The sequence below is a fragment of the Curtobacterium oceanosedimentum genome (assembly GCF_020297365.1).
Classification (GTDB): domain Bacteria; phylum Actinomycetota; class Actinomycetes; order Actinomycetales; family Microbacteriaceae; genus Curtobacterium.
Genome location: NZ_JAIXIG010000006.1, coordinates 116,907 through 131,412, shown reverse-complemented (window position 1 = coordinate 131,412; position 14,506 = coordinate 116,907). Strand labels below are relative to the sequence as shown.

15 protein-coding genes and 1 tRNA gene are annotated in these 14,506 nt (G+C 71.6%); 6 read left to right on the top strand and 10 right to left on the bottom strand.

The annotated features are described in order from the left end of the window. Positions 1–49: 49 nt before the first annotated feature. The 6 genes from groL to LEL83_RS04395 form a co-directional block, all read right to left on the bottom strand. Positions 50–1,672 carry a chaperonin GroEL gene (groL, locus tag LEL83_RS04420; RefSeq protein ID WP_198656847.1) on the bottom strand — a complete coding sequence of 541 codons (1,623 nt, stop codon included), beginning with the start codon at positions 1,670–1,672 and terminating at the stop codon, positions 50–52. Between the two features lie 290 nt (positions 1,673–1,962). After that, a complete protein-coding gene (locus LEL83_RS04415; RefSeq protein WP_017888049.1) occupies positions 1,963–2,166 on the bottom strand; it encodes a cold-shock protein in 204 nt (67 codons plus the stop codon). A gap of 182 nt (positions 2,167–2,348) precedes the next feature. Continuing rightward, the gene (locus LEL83_RS04410; protein WP_198656848.1) at positions 2,349–2,966 is read right to left on the bottom strand and encodes a LytR C-terminal domain-containing protein; all 618 of its coding nucleotides are present in this window, start codon (positions 2,964–2,966) and stop codon (positions 2,349–2,351) included. Further along, positions 2,963–3,277, bottom strand: a complete 315-nt coding sequence (locus LEL83_RS04405; protein ID WP_225557913.1) for a DUF3263 domain-containing protein — start codon at positions 3,275–3,277, stop codon at positions 2,963–2,965. The genes LEL83_RS04410 and LEL83_RS04405 overlap by 4 nt, the downstream gene beginning before the upstream one ends. Positions 3,278–3,373: 96 nt before the next feature. After that, on the bottom strand, positions 3,374–4,453 hold the full coding sequence (locus tag LEL83_RS04400) for a DUF2332 family protein (RefSeq protein WP_225557912.1): 1,080 nt from the start codon (positions 4,451–4,453) through the stop codon (positions 3,374–3,376). Beyond that, the gene (locus tag LEL83_RS04395) at positions 4,453–4,926 is read right to left on the bottom strand and encodes a GNAT family N-acetyltransferase (protein ID WP_225557911.1); all 474 of its coding nucleotides are present in this window, start codon (positions 4,924–4,926) and stop codon (positions 4,453–4,455) included. The genes LEL83_RS04400 and LEL83_RS04395 overlap by 1 nt, the downstream gene beginning before the upstream one ends. A 65-nt stretch (positions 4,927–4,991) precedes the next feature. Here LEL83_RS04395 and msrB point away from each other — a divergent pair, with 65 nt between their 5' ends. Next, the gene (gene msrB / locus LEL83_RS04390) at positions 4,992–5,399 is read left to right on the top strand and encodes a peptide-methionine (R)-S-oxide reductase MsrB (RefSeq protein WP_225557910.1); all 408 of its coding nucleotides are present in this window, start codon (positions 4,992–4,994) and stop codon (positions 5,397–5,399) included. Positions 5,400–5,444: 45 nt separating this feature from the next. Then, positions 5,445–5,520 (top strand) — tRNA-Thr (locus tag LEL83_RS04385). Positions 5,521–5,702: 182 nt separating this feature from the next. On the opposite strand, the gene LEL83_RS04380 is transcribed toward LEL83_RS04385, so the two are convergent. Continuing rightward, the gene (locus LEL83_RS04380) at positions 5,703–6,734 is read right to left on the bottom strand and encodes an aldo/keto reductase (RefSeq protein ID WP_198656853.1); all 1,032 of its coding nucleotides are present in this window, start codon (positions 6,732–6,734) and stop codon (positions 5,703–5,705) included. A 53-nt stretch (positions 6,735–6,787) separates the two neighbouring features. Beyond that, positions 6,788–7,573, bottom strand: a complete 786-nt coding sequence (locus tag LEL83_RS04375) for an alpha/beta fold hydrolase (RefSeq protein ID WP_225557909.1) — start codon at positions 7,571–7,573, stop codon at positions 6,788–6,790. Between LEL83_RS04375 and LEL83_RS04370 the strand changes: the two genes are divergently transcribed. Further along, positions 7,572–8,369, top strand: a complete 798-nt coding sequence (locus tag LEL83_RS04370; protein ID WP_225557908.1) for an NAD(P)H-hydrate epimerase — start codon at positions 7,572–7,574, stop codon at positions 8,367–8,369. The two genes, LEL83_RS04375 and LEL83_RS04370, sit on opposite strands and share 2 nt — an antisense overlap. 26 nt (positions 8,370–8,395) lie before the next feature. Here the strand turns inward: LEL83_RS04370 and LEL83_RS04365 are convergent, their stop codons facing one another. Next, positions 8,396–9,478, bottom strand: a complete 1,083-nt coding sequence (locus LEL83_RS04365) for a glycerol dehydrogenase (RefSeq protein WP_308009869.1) — start codon at positions 9,476–9,478, stop codon at positions 8,396–8,398. 159 nt (positions 9,479–9,637) lie between these two features. Between LEL83_RS04365 and ypfJ the strand changes: the two genes are divergently transcribed. Further along, positions 9,638–10,528 (top strand): KPN_02809 family neutral zinc metallopeptidase, encoded by an 891-nt coding sequence (ypfJ, locus tag LEL83_RS04360; protein WP_225557917.1) that lies wholly within the window; start codon positions 9,638–9,640, stop codon positions 10,526–10,528. A gap of 57 nt (positions 10,529–10,585) precedes the next feature. On the opposite strand, the gene LEL83_RS04355 is transcribed toward ypfJ, so the two are convergent. Then, positions 10,586–11,512, bottom strand: coding sequence for a DsbA family protein (locus tag LEL83_RS04355; protein ID WP_225557907.1), 927 nt, complete (start codon positions 11,510–11,512; stop codon positions 10,586–10,588). A gap of 242 nt (positions 11,513–11,754) precedes the next feature. Between LEL83_RS04355 and LEL83_RS04350 the strand changes: the two genes are divergently transcribed. Both LEL83_RS04350 and LEL83_RS04345 read left to right on the top strand, forming a co-directional pair. Beyond that, the gene (locus tag LEL83_RS04350; protein WP_198656858.1) at positions 11,755–12,855 is read left to right on the top strand and encodes an ABC transporter ATP-binding protein; all 1,101 of its coding nucleotides are present in this window, start codon (positions 11,755–11,757) and stop codon (positions 12,853–12,855) included. Between the two features lie 84 nt (positions 12,856–12,939). Beyond that, a complete protein-coding gene (locus tag LEL83_RS04345; RefSeq protein ID WP_198656859.1) occupies positions 12,940–14,244 on the top strand; it encodes a DUF4032 domain-containing protein in 1,305 nt (434 codons plus the stop codon). Positions 14,245–14,506 lie beyond the last annotated feature (262 nt).

Here is a 14,506-nt window from a genome sequence, read left to right as displayed (position 1 = left end):
AAGGGCCCCCGCACGCGCAGCGTACGAGGGCCCTTGCCGTCAGGACGGACTAGAAGTCCATGCCACCCGTCGGGTCGCCGGCCGGCATGGCCGGGGTCTTCTCCGGCTTGTCGGCGACGACGGCCTCGGTGGTCAGGAACAGACCGGCGATCGACGCAGCGTTCTGCAGCGCCGAGCGCGTGACCTTGGCGGGGTCGATGATGCCGGCGGCGATCAGGTCGACGTACTCGCCGGTCGCGGCGTTGAGGCCCCAACCCGACTCGAGCTCGCGGACCTTGGCGGCGACGACACCCGGCTCGAGACCGGCGTTCAGCGCGATCTGCTTGAGCGGCGCGTCGATCGCGACGCGGACGATGTTCGCACCGGTCGCCTCGTCGCCCTCGAGCTCGAGAGACTCGAGCGCCACGGCACCGGCCTGGATGAGCGCGACGCCACCACCGGCGACGATGCCCTCCTCGACGGCAGCCTTCGCGTTGCGGACGGCGTCCTCGATGCGGTGCTTGCGCTCCTTGAGCTCGACCTCGGTCGCGGCACCCGCCTTGATGACGGCGACGCCACCGGCGAGCTTGGCGAGGCGCTCCTGGAGCTTCTCGCGGTCGTAGTCGGAGTCGGTCGCCTCGATCTCGGAACGGATCTGGCGGACACGGCCGGCGATCTGCTCGGCGTCGCCGGCACCCTCGACGATCGTGGTCTCGTCCTTGGTGATGACGACCTTGCGGGCACGACCGAGCAGGTCGAGCGTCGCGTTCTCGAGCTTGAGGCCGACCTCTTCCGAGATGACCTGGCCGCCGGTGAGGATCGCGATGTCCTGCAGCATGGCCTTGCGACGGTCACCGAAGCCCGGAGCCTTGACGGCGACGGACTTGAAGATGCCGCGGATCTTGTTCACGACGAGCGTGGCCAGGGCCTCGCCGTCGACGTCCTCGGCGATGATCAGGAGCTGCTTGCCCGCCTGGATCACCTTGTCGACGACCGGCAGGAGGTCCTTGATGTTCGAGATCTTCGAGTTGACGATCAGGATGTAGGCGTCCTCGAAGACGGCTTCCTGACGCTCGGGGTCGGTGACGAAGTACTGCGACAGGTAGCCCTTGTCGAAGCGCATGCCCTCGGTCAGCTCGAGCTCGGTGCCGAAGGTGTTCGACTCCTCGACGGTGACGACACCTTCCTTGCCGACCTTGTCGATGGCCTCGGCGATGAGCGCGCCGATGGTCGGGTCAGCGGCCGAGATCGACGCGGTCGCGGCGATCTGGTCCTTGGTCTCGATGTCCTTCGCGTTGGCGAGAAGCTGGTCGGAGACGGCGGCGACGGCCTTCTCGATGCCGCGCTTGAGCGACACGGGGTCGGCACCGGCGGCGACGTTGCGGAGGCCCTCGCGGACGAGCGCCTGGGCGAGCACGGTCGCGGTGGTCGTACCGTCACCGGCGACGTCGTCGGTCTTCTTGGCGACCTCCTTGACGAGCTCCGCACCGATCTTCTCGTACGGGTCGTCGAGCTCGATCTCCTTGGCGATGGAGACACCGTCGTTCGTGATCGTGGGGGCGCCCCACTTCTTCTCGAGGACGACGTTGCGGCCGCGCGGGCCGAGCGTCACCTTCACGGCGTCGGCCAGCTGGTTCAGGCCGCGCTCGAGGCCACGGCGGGCCTCCTCGTCGAAAGCAATGATCTTAGCCATGTGAGTTTTCGTCCCTCCCGGACGTCGTCATGGGGGTCGTGCTGGCACTCAGCGTGAGCGAGTGCCAACGCCGATTCTGGCACTCGCCGGGTGTGAGTGCAACACAGTCGGGAGGCTCGTGACGACTTCCCAGGACGCGTCACGCCCCGAGCACTGCGGCTCCACCAACCCACGCGGCGCACGCGGTCCCCGCGCACCGCAGGCGCGCCGCCGACGCACCACGGGCGCGCCGCCCGCACATGACGAACGCGCCGCCCCTCGGGGACGGCGCGTTCGCGAAGTGGTCGCGCTCAGGCGGGACGGACCGACTCGGCCTGCGGGCCCTTCGACCCGGTGCCGACGTCGAAGACGACCGCCTGGCCCTCCTCGAGGACCTTGTAACCCGACATGTCGATGGCCGAGTAGTGCACGAACACGTCCTGGCCTCCTCCATCCACGGTGATGAAGCCGAAGCCCTTTTCAGCGTTGAACCACTTCACGGTTCCGTTGGCCATGATCTCTTGCTCCCTGGTACTGCAGTGCGGAACGACGTGATCGTCGTCTGCATGGGACTCTGACCGAACACGACCGATCAGGCAAGAGGTGTGACGTTCTTTCACGTCGATTCCGACAGAAATCAACGAGATCGAAACACAGTCGTCACACAAACCGGGGCAGAGCCGGGCGCGACGACCGCTCAGCCGGTGTAGTCGGCGCCGAGGACGACGCTCACGTCGGCGTTCGGGAAGGCCGCCGACTGCTGCACCGCCGTGACACCGAGCTGCTTCGCGACGCCCTGCGCGACCGCTGCCTGCGACGCCTGCTGGTAGTACACGATCGTCGAGGTCGACCCCGTCGTGCCGGCGTCCCCGGTCGACGCGACCTGCCAGCCCGCACCGGTCAACGTGGCGCTCGCCCGCGCCGCGAGGCCCGAGGTGGTCGTGCCGTTCAGGACGACGACGGTGGTCGCCCCCTGCTGCTGCGGCGTCGCGGCGGCTGCTCCCCCGGCGTCCGCCGAACCGGAACCGGCATCGGCACCACCCGACGAGGACCGCGACGGCTCCGAGCTCGCCGACGACGACGGCTTCGACGTGGCCGAGCTGCTGGCCGACGGGGAGTCCGACCCGGTGAACGAGTAGCTGCCGTTCAGCAGTGCGAGCACGAGCACGCCGATGCCGACGAGCACACCGGTGGCCAGGGCCGCCCACGCGAACGCGATCCAGCCACGCCCACGACGCTGGGCGCCGCGGTGTGCGCCGACCCGCGGCCCGTCGGTGACGTCGTCGAACCGGTCTCGGGGGAATCTCGTGCTCATCGTTCCTCTTCACGTCCTTCGGGTGCCGCTCCGGGCGCGACGAAGCTGCGCGTGGCCCGGGCGCTGGTGCGTGCATGCCGCAGCCGCTGCAGCCGGGTGACGAGCTGCGGGTCGTACGCGAGCGCCGCCGGCGAGTCGATCACGCGGTTGAGCACCTGGTAGTAGCGCGCCGCCGACATCTCGAACTCGACCCGGATCTCCGCTTCCTTCGTCCGGTCGTGCCGCGCCCGGTCGTGCTCGAACGACAGCACGTGCTTGTCCAGCTCGGTCAGCTGGGCCGTGCCGTGCTCGTCGGTGGGGCTGGCGGTCACTGCGGTTCCGATCGCGGTCGGGGAACGGGTCTCGCACATCGTAGGGGCGGAGGCGAGCCGGACCCTGGCACGCCGCTGGACTGTCGCGAACACCGCTCAGCGGTCCGGGTCGCGCAGCCACCGCACCCGGGTGCCGAACGCGTCGGAGACCGCGGTCGCGACACCGTCGAGCGACGCGGTGGCGAACGCGTCCGGATCCGACGCGTCGACGTCGTCGGGCAGCGTCGCGGCGACCCCGGTCAGGATGCCGGTGCGTTCGAGCGCGATCCAGTGCGCGCCCCGCTCGCGGAGCCGGTCCACGACCCGCTGCCGGTCGGCGCCCGGCACGTACACCAGGGTCCCGGTGGTCAGGACGACCGGCTCGACGTCGTCCGGCAGGGCGTCCAGCGCGCGGTCGAGGTCACCGGGCAGCGTGCCCCGGATCCGCAGGGGAGGCCCGGCGAGCGTCGCACGCGCCGCCTCGCGCATCAGGGCGGTGCGGTCCGTCGCCTCGGGCGGGACGGCCTCGACCACCCGGTCGAACGCGCCCGGTGCGGCGAGGTCGATCGGGTTCGGGTCGAGCGCCACCCGCGCACCGATGGTGATCGGTGCGCTCGCCGGCGCGGGTACGGCCCCGGAGGCGTCGGCGACGAGTCGGATCGAGGGGCCCTCCGGCGCCGTGTGCATCCGGACGACCTCGACCTGCGCCCCGCTGCCGTCGTCGCGCCCCGCAGGGTCGGGGCGCGACGACCGCACCGGGGCGCGGTCCTGCACCGTCATAGCGTCGGGCACCCGGTAGTCCAGGGTCACCCGGTCCGGGATCGAGCACAGCCCGGCGGCGGCGCCCGCGTCGACCAGGCCGAGCGGACGCGCGGAGCGTGCGGCGAGCGCCGCGAACAGCGGGACGACCGGGGCGAGCCGCCGCGGGTCGTTGGCCTGCACCGTGGCGGAGGCGAGGGCCGTGACCACCGCGGGGCGGGCCTCCCGGCCGAGCGCGCGCAGCGCACCCGGGTCCGACGGATCCGCGCCCAGCCGCCGCGCGACCGCGAAGAACAGTTCCGGCTGCCGCTGCTGCTCGGGGACCTCGGCGAGGAGCGCGACGAGGGCGTCGTCGAGCGACCGTGCCCAGGCCGCGTACGACGGCGAGACCGGTTCGATGCGGTCGGCGTAGGCGGCGTACCGGGTCTTGGTGTCCATCAGCGTCCGGGCCGGTGCATGCCGACGTGGCGGATGCCGGCCTCGTCGTACGGGTCCCCGAAGCGCACGAAGCCGTGCCGTTCGTACAGGGCGGCCACGTACTCCTGGGCGTGGAGCACGATCGGCTCGTGTCCGTGGGCCGCGATCACCGCGGCGACGAGCCGACCGGCGATGCCCTGCCCTCGGTGGTCGGGGTGGGTCGCGACCCGGCCGACCACCCAGGCCGGGGGCGCGGAGCCGTCCGGGTGGACCTCGTCCGCTGCCGGCCGGATGAGGCGCAGGTACCCAACCGCTCGCGTGTCGGTGCCGAACCACCAGTGCTCGGTGTCGGGTTCGCGGTCGCGACCGTCGAAGTCCTCGGCGGTCACCCGCTGCTCGAGCGCGAAGACGCGGTTGCGGAGCACGACGATGCCGTACAGTTCGTCCGTCGTCAGACGGGTCCAGCGGGCGTGGCGCACGGAATGCTCGGACATCGCGGCGAGTTTACTGAAGTGGTCGGGAGTGCCCGGAAGAGCCCGGCCGGAAGCAGGAGGAAGCAATGGCATACAACGTCGACAAGTCCGACGCCCAGTGGCGCGAGGAGCTCTCCCCGGACCAGTACGCCGTCCTCCGCCAGGCGGGGACCGAACGGCCGTGGACCGGTGAACTCCTCGACGAGGAGCGCGCCGGCGTCTACACCTGTGCGGCCTGCGGTGCGGAGCTGTTCAAGAGCGGCACGAAGTTCGACTCCGGCTGCGGCTGGCCGTCGTTCTACGAGTCGGTCGACCCGGACGCGGTGCAGCTGCTCGAGGACAACTCCCTCGGCATGGCCCGCACCGAGGTCCGGTGCGCGAACTGCGGCTCGCACCTGGGCCACGTGTTCCCCGACGGGTTCGGCACCCCGACCGGTGACCGGTACTGCATGAACTCGATCTCGCTGAACTTCTCGGAGAAGGCCGCCGAGTAGTCCGGCTGGGCCCCGACGCCCTCACCGGTAGGATGAGCGGCGTCAGCCGGCATGGCGCAATTGGTAGCGCACCGTACTTGTAATACGGGGGTTGCGGGTTCGAGTCCCGCTGCCGGCCCCACACGGAGCGATGCCCCGGGCGAGATCTCGCCCGGGGCATCGGCACACGGAACGCGGATCAGGGAGCGTTCCGGGCGCTGGACACGGTAACCAGCCGGTCGTGCGTCGAGGATGACACCTCACCGACCGCGCGTCCACACCCGGAGCCCAGATCCGCGGGAATCCGCACGATCTGCATGAACGTCAGCGTCCGCCGGTGATCTTCCGCTCCCGCTGCGCCACCCCGGCGGTGCCGTAGGGGTAGTCGTCGATGCGCGGTGCGCTGGCGTCGGTCAGGCGTGCGAGCTCGTCGTCGGTGAGCACGAGGTCGGCGGCGCCGAGGTTGTCCTCGAGCTGCGACAGCGTGCGGACGCCCAGGATGACGCTCGTCACCGCGGGCCGGGCGAGCAGCCAGGCGAGGGCGACCTGCGACTTCGAGGCGCCGTGCGCGTCGGCGACCTCGGAGACCGCGTCGAGCACCTCCCACGTGCGCTCGTCGCCGTTGCGGGCCTCCCACGCCTCCATGCCGCGCTGCGGGTTCTCGCCCAGGCGGGTCGCGCCGGTCGGGGCCTCGTCGCGCTGGTACTTGCCGGAGAGCCAGCCGCCGGCCAGGGGCGACCAGGGCAGCAGGCCGATCCCGGCGTCCAGGCAGGCGGGCACGACCTCGTGCTCGATGTCGCGGACGAGCAGGTTGTACTGCGGCTGCAGGGTGACGGGCGGTGCCCAGCCGTGGGCCTTCGCCTCGTACACGGCCTTCGTGACCTGGTAGCCCAGGTAGTTCGAGAACCCGTAGGTGCCGATCTTGCCGGCGGAGACGGCGTCGTCGAGGAACCGCAGGGTCTCGTCGATCGGGGTCAGGGCGTCCCACGCGTGCATCTGGTACAGGTCGATGTGGTCGACACCGAGCCGCTCGAGCGAGGCGTCGAGGGCGACCCGCAGGTGGCGCCGCGACAGCCCGAGGTCGTTCGGGCCGTCGCCCTGGGGGAACCGGCCCTTGGTGGCGAGGACGACCTGCGCCGCCTCGGTGGGGTGTGCCGCGAGCCAGCGGCCGATGATCCGCTCGGACTCGTTGCCGGAGTACACGTCCGCCGTGTCGACGAGCGTGCCACCGGCTGCCACGAAGGCGTCGAGGATCGCGTGTGAGGTGGGTTCGTCGGCTTCGCTGCCGAACGTCATGGTGCCGAGGGTCAGCGTCGACACCGATGTCCCGCTGTTGCCGAGGAGTCTGTAGTCCATGGCGGGGACGGTACGCGCGACCGCCCGGGACAACGAGGACCCAGCAGTACCCGTCAGCGTGCGGCGGACAGGAACCGCAGCGCCTCCTGCCGGAAGGCCCGGGAGGTCGGCGCGTTGAAGTGGTTGCGCGCGGGGATCTCGAAGAACGTGGCGTCCGGTGCCGCCTCGGCGAGCCGGACCGCGCTGTCGCGGATGCCGTCCTCGCTGCCGGCGGCCATCAGGAGCGGTTGCGCCGGGGCGTTCTGCGGGGTGGGTTCGATGCTGTCCCGCATCCCCTCGACCATCGCCACGAGCGCGCCGAGGTCGTTGCCCTCGACGTTCGCCGCCATCGTCAGGTAGCCGTTCGTGACACGGTCCTCGACGGGGGTGCCGTCAGAGATGTACGCCTTCGCCTGGTCGACGCGGACCCGGCGCATCGGGTCGGCGTCCGGGATCCCGCCGAGCACCGCCCGCGAGATGCGTCCGGGCAGCTGTTCGGCGGTGTGCCAGCCGACGCGGGCGCCGAGCGAGTACCCGAGGAACGCGGCGTCGTCGAGCAGGTAGGTGTCGATGACCGTCGTCACGTCGGCGACGAGCAGCTCCATCGAGTACGCACCCGGGTCGTGCGGCTTCGCGCTCGCCCCGTGGCCGCGCTGGTCGAGGGCCAGCACCCGGTAGCCGGCGCGGACGAGGTCACGGGTCCAGCCCGAGGCGTGCCAGTTGAGCACCGCGCCGGAGGCGAAGCCGTGCACCGCGACCACGGCCGGGGCGTCCGGGTCACCGAAGTCGTAGGTGGCGAGTCGCAGCCCGTCGGGCGACATCACGAACCGGGGGCGCGGCGCTTCGGGGACGAGTGACATGTCCTCTCCAGCGTACCGGGGCACTGTGGTCGGCATGGACGGCTACGGCGGCGATCAGATCCGGGCGGCGGAACGCCCCCACCTCGATGCGGGAGAACCGCTCATGCAGCGGGCCGCGGACGGCCTCGCCCGCATCGTCGGCGACCTGCTCGACGACCCGGCCGTGCGGCCGGGCGACGGCCCCGGGTCCGTGCTCGTGCTGGCGGGCAGTGGCGACAACGGTGGTGACGCCCTGTTCGCGGCTGCGCGTCTGGCGGCGGACGGGAGGCACGTTGCGGTGGTCCGCGTCGGCTCGCGTGTCCACGAGGCGGGCCTGGCAGCGGCGCTGGACGCCGGGGCGCGCCTCCTGGGCGGCCCGTCCGACGCAGCCGGGCCTGGCGGGGCGGCCGACATCCTGCGGGCCGCGGGCCGGAGCGACGGCGACCGCCTGGCGGACCTGACGACCGAGGCGGCGCTCGAGGCGGACCTGGTGCTCGACGGGATCCTCGGGATCGGCGTCCGGGGTGCGGCCGCGCTGCGGTCCCCCGGGCGTGAGGTCGTCGACGCGATCCGCGAGCTCGCGCGGGACCAGCGGGCGCCGTTCGTCGTCGCGGTGGACGTGCCGAGCGGCATCGACGTCGACACCGGCGGCGTCGCGGACGACCACGTGCTGCACGCCGACGTCACCGTCACGTTCGGCGGGGTGAAGGCCGGCCTGCTGACCGGACCGGCCGCCACCCTCGCCGGACGCATCGAGCTCGTCGACGTGGGGATCGGTGCGGACCTGGCGACGACGGAGCCGCTGATCCGCACCTGACCCGCACGTGTCGGGGCGCCGTCCGGTCAGTGGTGCTCGTACCGCACCGGCTCCGGCAGGCCGTGCTCGGCACGGATGCTGCGCGCGATGCCCTCGATGGCGACGAGTGCGTCGACCACGGCTTCGGGCGTCACCGGGAACGGCATGTTGTGGATGGTCTCGCCCTCGACCGTCGCCGCCTCGGCCACGGCACGGAGCACGTCGCGGTCGTCGACCGTCAGGCCGATCTCGGTGAGCGTGTTCGGCAGACCGACCTTGGTGGTGAAGACGACGAAGTCCTCGATCTCCTCGGCGGGGGCGCCCTCGAGCACGAGCTGCGCGATCGTGCCGATGTTCACCTTCTGCCCGTGTGCCAGACCGTGCGCCTGCGGGGCCGCGGTCAGCCCGTTGTGGATGGCGTGCGCGGCGGCGAGCCCGCCGGACTCGAAGCCCAGCCCGGACAGCAGCGTGTTCGCCTCGACGACCTTCTCGAGCGCCGGCGTGACGACCTTGGCCTTGACCGACTCGATGGCCTGCAGGGCGTTCTCGTGCAGGAGTCGCCACGACAGCTCGGCGAGCGCGACGCCGGTCTCGGTCTGCAGCCCGCCGGCCATGGTGTCGGCGTTCGCACGCTTCGCGGCACGGGCCTCGACCCAGGTGGCCAGGGCGTCGCCGATGCCCGCGACCAGGAACTGCACGGGCGCGTTCGCGACGAGCTTCGTGTCGATGAGCACCAGGTCGGGGTTGTGCGGGAAGAAGCGGTACTCCAGGAACTCGCCCTCGGCGGAGTAGATCACGGCGAGCGCGGACGTCGGGGCGTCGGTCGAGGCCGCGGTCGGCACGCTGACCCAGCGGATGCCGGCCAGGTGGCCGGAGGCCTTCGCCGCGTCGATGGCCGAACCGCCACCGAGCCCGACGATGACGTCGGCGTCCGTCGCGCGGATGTGCTCGACGAGCTCGTCGACGGCCTCCGGCGTGGCGAACCGGCCGAACCCGACGCGCTCGACGGGCAGGTCGGCGGCACGGAAGCTCTCGGACACGGCGGCCTCGACGATGCCCCAGACGACGTCGTCGGCGACGATCAGGGGCCGCTTGCCGATCGGGGCGACGAACTCGCCGACGCGGGTGATCGCGTCCTTGCCCTGGACGTAGCGCGCGGGCTCATCACGGTGCTGATGGGGGTGGCCATGGTGCGGTTCCTTCCGGTTGTCCGACAGGTGTACGACAGGTGTCGGGGTGGTCGACGCCCCCGACGGTACGCGCGGCCGCTGGTCGGTAGGTTCGAGGGCATGACGTTCAACGAGGACTCGCGGCTGGGCGGCGGCAAGGTCAAGCGGCGCGGACGGGCCGCCGCGGTCGGCGGCGGCGCGGTGGGGGTGGGCGCCATCGTGGTGTTCCTGATCGCGGAGTTCACCGGGTTCGACCTGAGCGGGATCGTCGGCGGCGGCGACCTGACGCAGATCACGCAGCGGGACGAGGCCGTCGACGCGGCTCCCGAGTGCCGGACCGGCCGCGACGCGAACCAGCGGGTCGAGTGCCGCATGGAGGGTGCCGCCGAGTCGCTCGACCAGTACTGGACCTCCGAGTCGCGGTCGCTCGGCATCGCCTACACGACGCCGGACTTCTACCTGTTCCAGGACTCGACCGACACCTCGTGCGGCCAGGCCTCGGCGGCGACCGGCCCGTTCTACTGCCCGCCGGACCGGGCGATCTACCTGGACACCGCGTTCTACGACGACCTGCAGTCGCAGTACGGGTCGTCCGGCGGCCCGCTGGCGCAGATGTACGTCGTCGCGCACGAGTGGGGTCACCACGTGCAGCAGCTGCAGGGCGCCTTCGCACAGACCGACCGGTCCGGCACCGGTGCGGACTCGGGCAGTGTCCGGGTCGAGCTGCAGGCCGACTGCTACGCCGGCGCCTGGGTCGGTGACGCGGCGACCACCGAGGACGCGGACGGACAGACGTTCTTCGAGCCGATCACCCGGGCCGAGATCGCCGACGCGCTCTCGGCCGCGAGCGCCGTCGGCGACGACAGCATCCAGGAGCGTGCGACCGGCCGCGCCGACCCGGACTCCTTCACCCACGGGTCGAGCGAGCAGCGCCAGCGGTGGTTCCTGCGCGGCTACCAGCAGGGTGCGACCAGCTGCGACACCCTGAGCATCCCCGGCTCGGCCCTGTAGCCGGCGGAGACGACGGGAGGCCCGGTGCCAGCCGGCACCGGGCCTCCCGTCGGCGCATCAGCGCTTCGTCGGTCGGGGCGACGGGGTCGCGCTCGGGGTCGGCGTCGGCGTCGGCGTGGCCTCGGTGGCGCCGGCCGCCGACACCACGAAGGTGCGGAAGTCGTCGTTCGTGACGGGCTCGGTCAGCTCGTAGCGCTGCCCGTTGACGAGCACCAGCGGGGTACCGGGGAACTCGTCGAGCGAAGAACCGGGGATGTCGCCCTCCGTCACGGCGGTCGTCTGCTCGTCGACCCACTTGGCGTAGTCCTGGTCGGCGATGCACTCCCGGATCGCGCTGCGGTCCTGCAGCCCGTCCACGCCGGTCACGACGTCGGTGAGCTCGGCGTCCGTCAGGCCGGGCGTGCCCTCCTCCGGCTGGGCCGCGAAGAGCGCGCGGTTCACCGCGTAGAACTGGTTCGGCGAGTGCTCGGCGACGCAGGCCGCGGCGTTCGCGGCACGGAGCGCGTACTTCGTGCCCTGCGAGCGGTTGGACAGGATCGCGACGGGGTGGATGTCGACGGTGGCGGCGCCGGAGTCGACGAGGTCCTGGATGTACTCGCCGTTCGCCTCCTCGAAGGCACGGCAACCCGGGCAGAGGTAGTCGACGTACAGCGAGATCCGGACGGTGCCGGCACCGTCGGTCGCCCCGGCACTCGGCGTCGCGGACGCCCCGGCCGTCACCGGCTCCAGGTCCTGCCCGATGGTGATGCCGCCCTGCGACATGGAGGTCGGACCAGGGCCGGCGGGCTTCACGGAGTCGACCAGCACGAGCGTGACGATCGTCGCCGCCGCCAGCAGCACGACCCCCAGTCCGATCTGCAGGCCGAGCCGGACGCCGCGCTGGCGTCGCTTCTGCTGGGTGCGGGCCCGCTGGGCTCGTCGGCGGGCGGCTTCGCGGCGCTCGTTCCGCGCGGCGCGGGCGTCACCCTCGGGGCGGTTGGTCATCGGTGCGTCGTCCTCCTGATCGGTGTCCGCTCGGCGCTCCCCCGCTCCGCGGACGGACCCGCCGATTGTAGTGGGCCGCTCTGGGAGGCTGCCGACCAGGTGGGGAAACACTGGCGCACCGGGGTGAACTCGTGTTGTATGAACCCCGACGGTCGACGGCGACCGTCCGGGGCCCGTACGGGCAACCGCTTCACTCGGATCGTCCGGCACGTACCTGCCGGTGAAGGAAGGACCGAACGCTCATGGCGTCCGTCACCTATGACAAGGCAACCCGTCTCTACCCCGGCGGCAACCGCCCCGCGGTCGACTCCCTCGACCTGGACGTCGCCGACGGCGAGTTCCTCGTCCTCGTCGGCCCCTCGGGCTGCGGCAAGTCCACCTCGCTCCGCATGCTGGCCGGCCTCGAAGAGGTCAACTCCGGCCAGATCCGCATCGGCGACCGCGACGTCACGGACGTCCCGCCGAAGGACCGCGACATCGCGATGGTGTTCCAGAACTACGCGCTGTACCCGCACATGACCGTCGCCGAGAACATGGGCTTCGCGCTCAAGATCGCCGGCGTCGGCAAGGAGGAGCGCGCCACCCGCGTGCAGGAGGCCGCCAAGCTCCTCGACCTCGAGCAGTACCTCGGCCGCAAGCCGAAGGCGCTCTCCGGTGGTCAGCGTCAGCGCGTCGCGATGGGCCGCGCGATCGTCCGCCAGCCGCAGGTGTTCCTCATGGACGAGCCGCTGTCGAACCTCGACGCCAAGCTCCGCGTCCAGACCCGCACCCAGATCGCCTCGCTGCAGCGTCGCCTCGGTGTCACCACGGTCTACGTCACGCACGACCAGACCGAGGCCCTCACCATGGGTGACCGCATCGCGGTGCTCAAGGACGGCATCCTGCAGCAGGTCGGCACGCCGCGCGACCTGTACGAGAAGCCGAACAACGTGTTCGTCGCCGGCTTCATCGGCTCGCCGGCCATGAACCTGCTGCCCGCCGACGTCATCGAGGGCGGCATCAAGTTCGGCACGCTCAACCACCCGCTCGACCGCGACACGCTGTCGAACGCCCGCGCCGCGCAGATCACGGTCGGCATCCGCCCCGAGGACGTCGTCGTCGCCCAGACGGGCGAGGGCCTGCCCGTCACGGTCGACGTGGTCGAGGAGCTCGGCGCCGACGGCTACCTCTACGGTCACGCCGACGTCAACGGCTCGCGCGTCGACATCGTCGCCCGCGTCGACGGTCGTTCGCACCCGTCGATCGGTGACACGATCGTCGTCACGCCCAAGCAGGGCCACGTGCACGCCTTCGACACCGAGTCGGGCGAGCGCCTCGACGACAAGGCCGTCGTCAGCGCGTAGCGCGAGCACAGGCAGACAGGAGGCGCGGTGCCAGCTGGCACCGCGCCTCCCGTCTGTGAGACCACCGCACCACAGGAGCCCACCGTGTCCGACTCCCTCTCCATCACCGCCGCGACCGTCGACCCCGGCCTGCTCGACCTGCCGTGGGACCTGCCCCTCGAGGACTGGCCCGACGACGCGATCGTCGCGCTGCCGAAGGGCATCTCCCGCCACCTCGTGCGCTTCGTGCACCTGAGCGGGTACGTCGCCGCCGTGAAGGAGACGGGCGAGGAGGTCGCGCGGGCCGAGTACGACATGCTCCGCACCCTGCAGCGGATGGACGTGCCCTGCGTCGACCCGGTCGCGGTCATCACGAACCGGGTGAGCGCCGACGGCGAACCCCTGCACCCCGTGCTCGTGACGCGCCACCTGCGGTTCTCGCTGCCCTACCGCGCGCTGTACTCGCAGACACTGCGGCCCGAGACGGCCACGCGTCTGGTCGACGCGCTCGCGCTGCTGCTCGTCCGCCTGCACGTCATCGGGTTCTACTGGGGCGACGTCTCGCTCTCGAACACGCTGTTCCGCCGCGACGCCGGTGCCTTCGCGGCGTACCTGGTCGACGCCGAGACGGGCAAGCTCTACCCGGGCGGCCTGTCGAACGGCCAGCGCGAGAACGACCTCGAGGTCGCGCGCGTGAACATCGCCGGTGAGCTGCTCGACCTCGAAGCGGGCGGCCGACTCGACGAGAACGCCGACCCGGTGGACGTCTCGAACCGCATCGTCGCCCAGTACCGCACGCTCTGGAAGGAGCTCACGGGCACCGAGCAGTTCGACGTCAAGGAGCGCTGGCGGATCAACGACCGCGTCGAACGGCTCAACGCGCTCGGCTTCGACATCGAGGAGCTGTCGATCCACACGACCGAGGGCGGCTCGCAGGTGCGGATCCAGCCGAAGGTCGTCGACGCCGGGCACCACCAGCGTCGCCTGCTCCGGCTCACCGGGCTCGACGCCGGCGAGAACCAGGCCCGTCGTCTGCTCAACGACCTCGACGCCTACCGCGCGCGGAACGGCCGCGACGAACTCGACGAGGAGATGGTGGCGCACGAGTGGGTCTCGCGCGTCTTCGAGCCCGTCGTCCGCTCGATCCCGCGTGACCTGCGCGGCCGGCTCGAACCCGCCGAGGTGTTCCACGAGCTCCTGGAGCACCGCTGGTTCATGTCCCAGCAGGAGGAGCGCTCGGTCTCGCTGCCCGAGGCCACCACCGCGTACATCAACGACGTGCTGCGGCACCGTCGTGACGAGCGCCTGCTCATCAACCCGCCGACCTCGTCGATGACGCTGCCGATCCCGGTCGTCGACGACGACGCGGACGAGTCCGACGACGTCGAGGACTGGCGCGCCGGCGTCTGACCCATCGGCCGGCCGGTCACGACACCCCGCCGGGTGGACGTCGACCGGTCGCAGACCGTCGCCAGGGGCGTCGCGCAGCGACGGCTCGTGACCAGTCGGCGGACACCATCCGACGTGTCCTGACCGTTCGGGGGTCGAGAACGCGACGGCCTGGAGGCGCGGCGCGTGTCCCGGAGACCCGCGCCGGTCCTCCAGACCGTCACGGCCCGACCCGTCCGGCGCCGTGAGCAGGAATGGTCGCCTCCCGAGTGGGGAGGCGACC

Bases quoted from the DNA above. Each gene is read 5' to 3' on its own strand.
- msrB (WP_225557910.1), top strand. From the start codon at position 4,992: ATGGCATACAACGTCGACAAGTCCGACGCCCAGTGGCGCGAGGAGCTC.
- LEL83_RS04380 (WP_198656853.1), bottom strand. From the start codon at position 6,734: ATGGACTACAGACTCCTCGGCAACAGCGGGACATCGGTGTCGACGCTG.
- LEL83_RS04395 (WP_225557911.1), bottom strand. From the start codon at position 4,926: ATGTCCGAGCATTCCGTGCGCCACGCCCGCTGGACCCGTCTGACGACG.
- LEL83_RS04375 (WP_225557909.1), bottom strand. From the start codon at position 7,573: ATGTCACTCGTCCCCGAAGCGCCGCGCCCCCGGTTCGTGATGTCGCCC.
- LEL83_RS04410 (WP_198656848.1), bottom strand. From the start codon at position 2,966: ATGAGCACGAGATTCCCCCGAGACCGGTTCGACGACGTCACCGACGGG.
- LEL83_RS04350 (WP_198656858.1), top strand. From the start codon at position 11,755: ATGGCGTCCGTCACCTATGACAAGGCAACCCGTCTCTACCCCGGCGGC.
- groL (WP_198656847.1), bottom strand. From the start codon at position 1,672: ATGGCTAAGATCATTGCTTTCGACGAGGAGGCCCGCCGTGGCCTCGAG.
- LEL83_RS04355 (WP_225557907.1), bottom strand. From the start codon at position 11,512: ATGACCAACCGCCCCGAGGGTGACGCCCGCGCCGCGCGGAACGAGCGC.
- LEL83_RS04415 (WP_017888049.1), bottom strand. From the start codon at position 2,166: ATGGCCAACGGAACCGTGAAGTGGTTCAACGCTGAAAAGGGCTTCGGC.
- ypfJ (WP_225557917.1), top strand. From the start codon at position 9,638: ATGACGTTCAACGAGGACTCGCGGCTGGGCGGCGGCAAGGTCAAGCGG.
- LEL83_RS04370 (WP_225557908.1), top strand. From the start codon at position 7,572: ATGTCCTCTCCAGCGTACCGGGGCACTGTGGTCGGCATGGACGGCTAC.
- LEL83_RS04400 (WP_225557912.1), bottom strand. From the start codon at position 4,453: ATGGACACCAAGACCCGGTACGCCGCCTACGCCGACCGCATCGAACCG.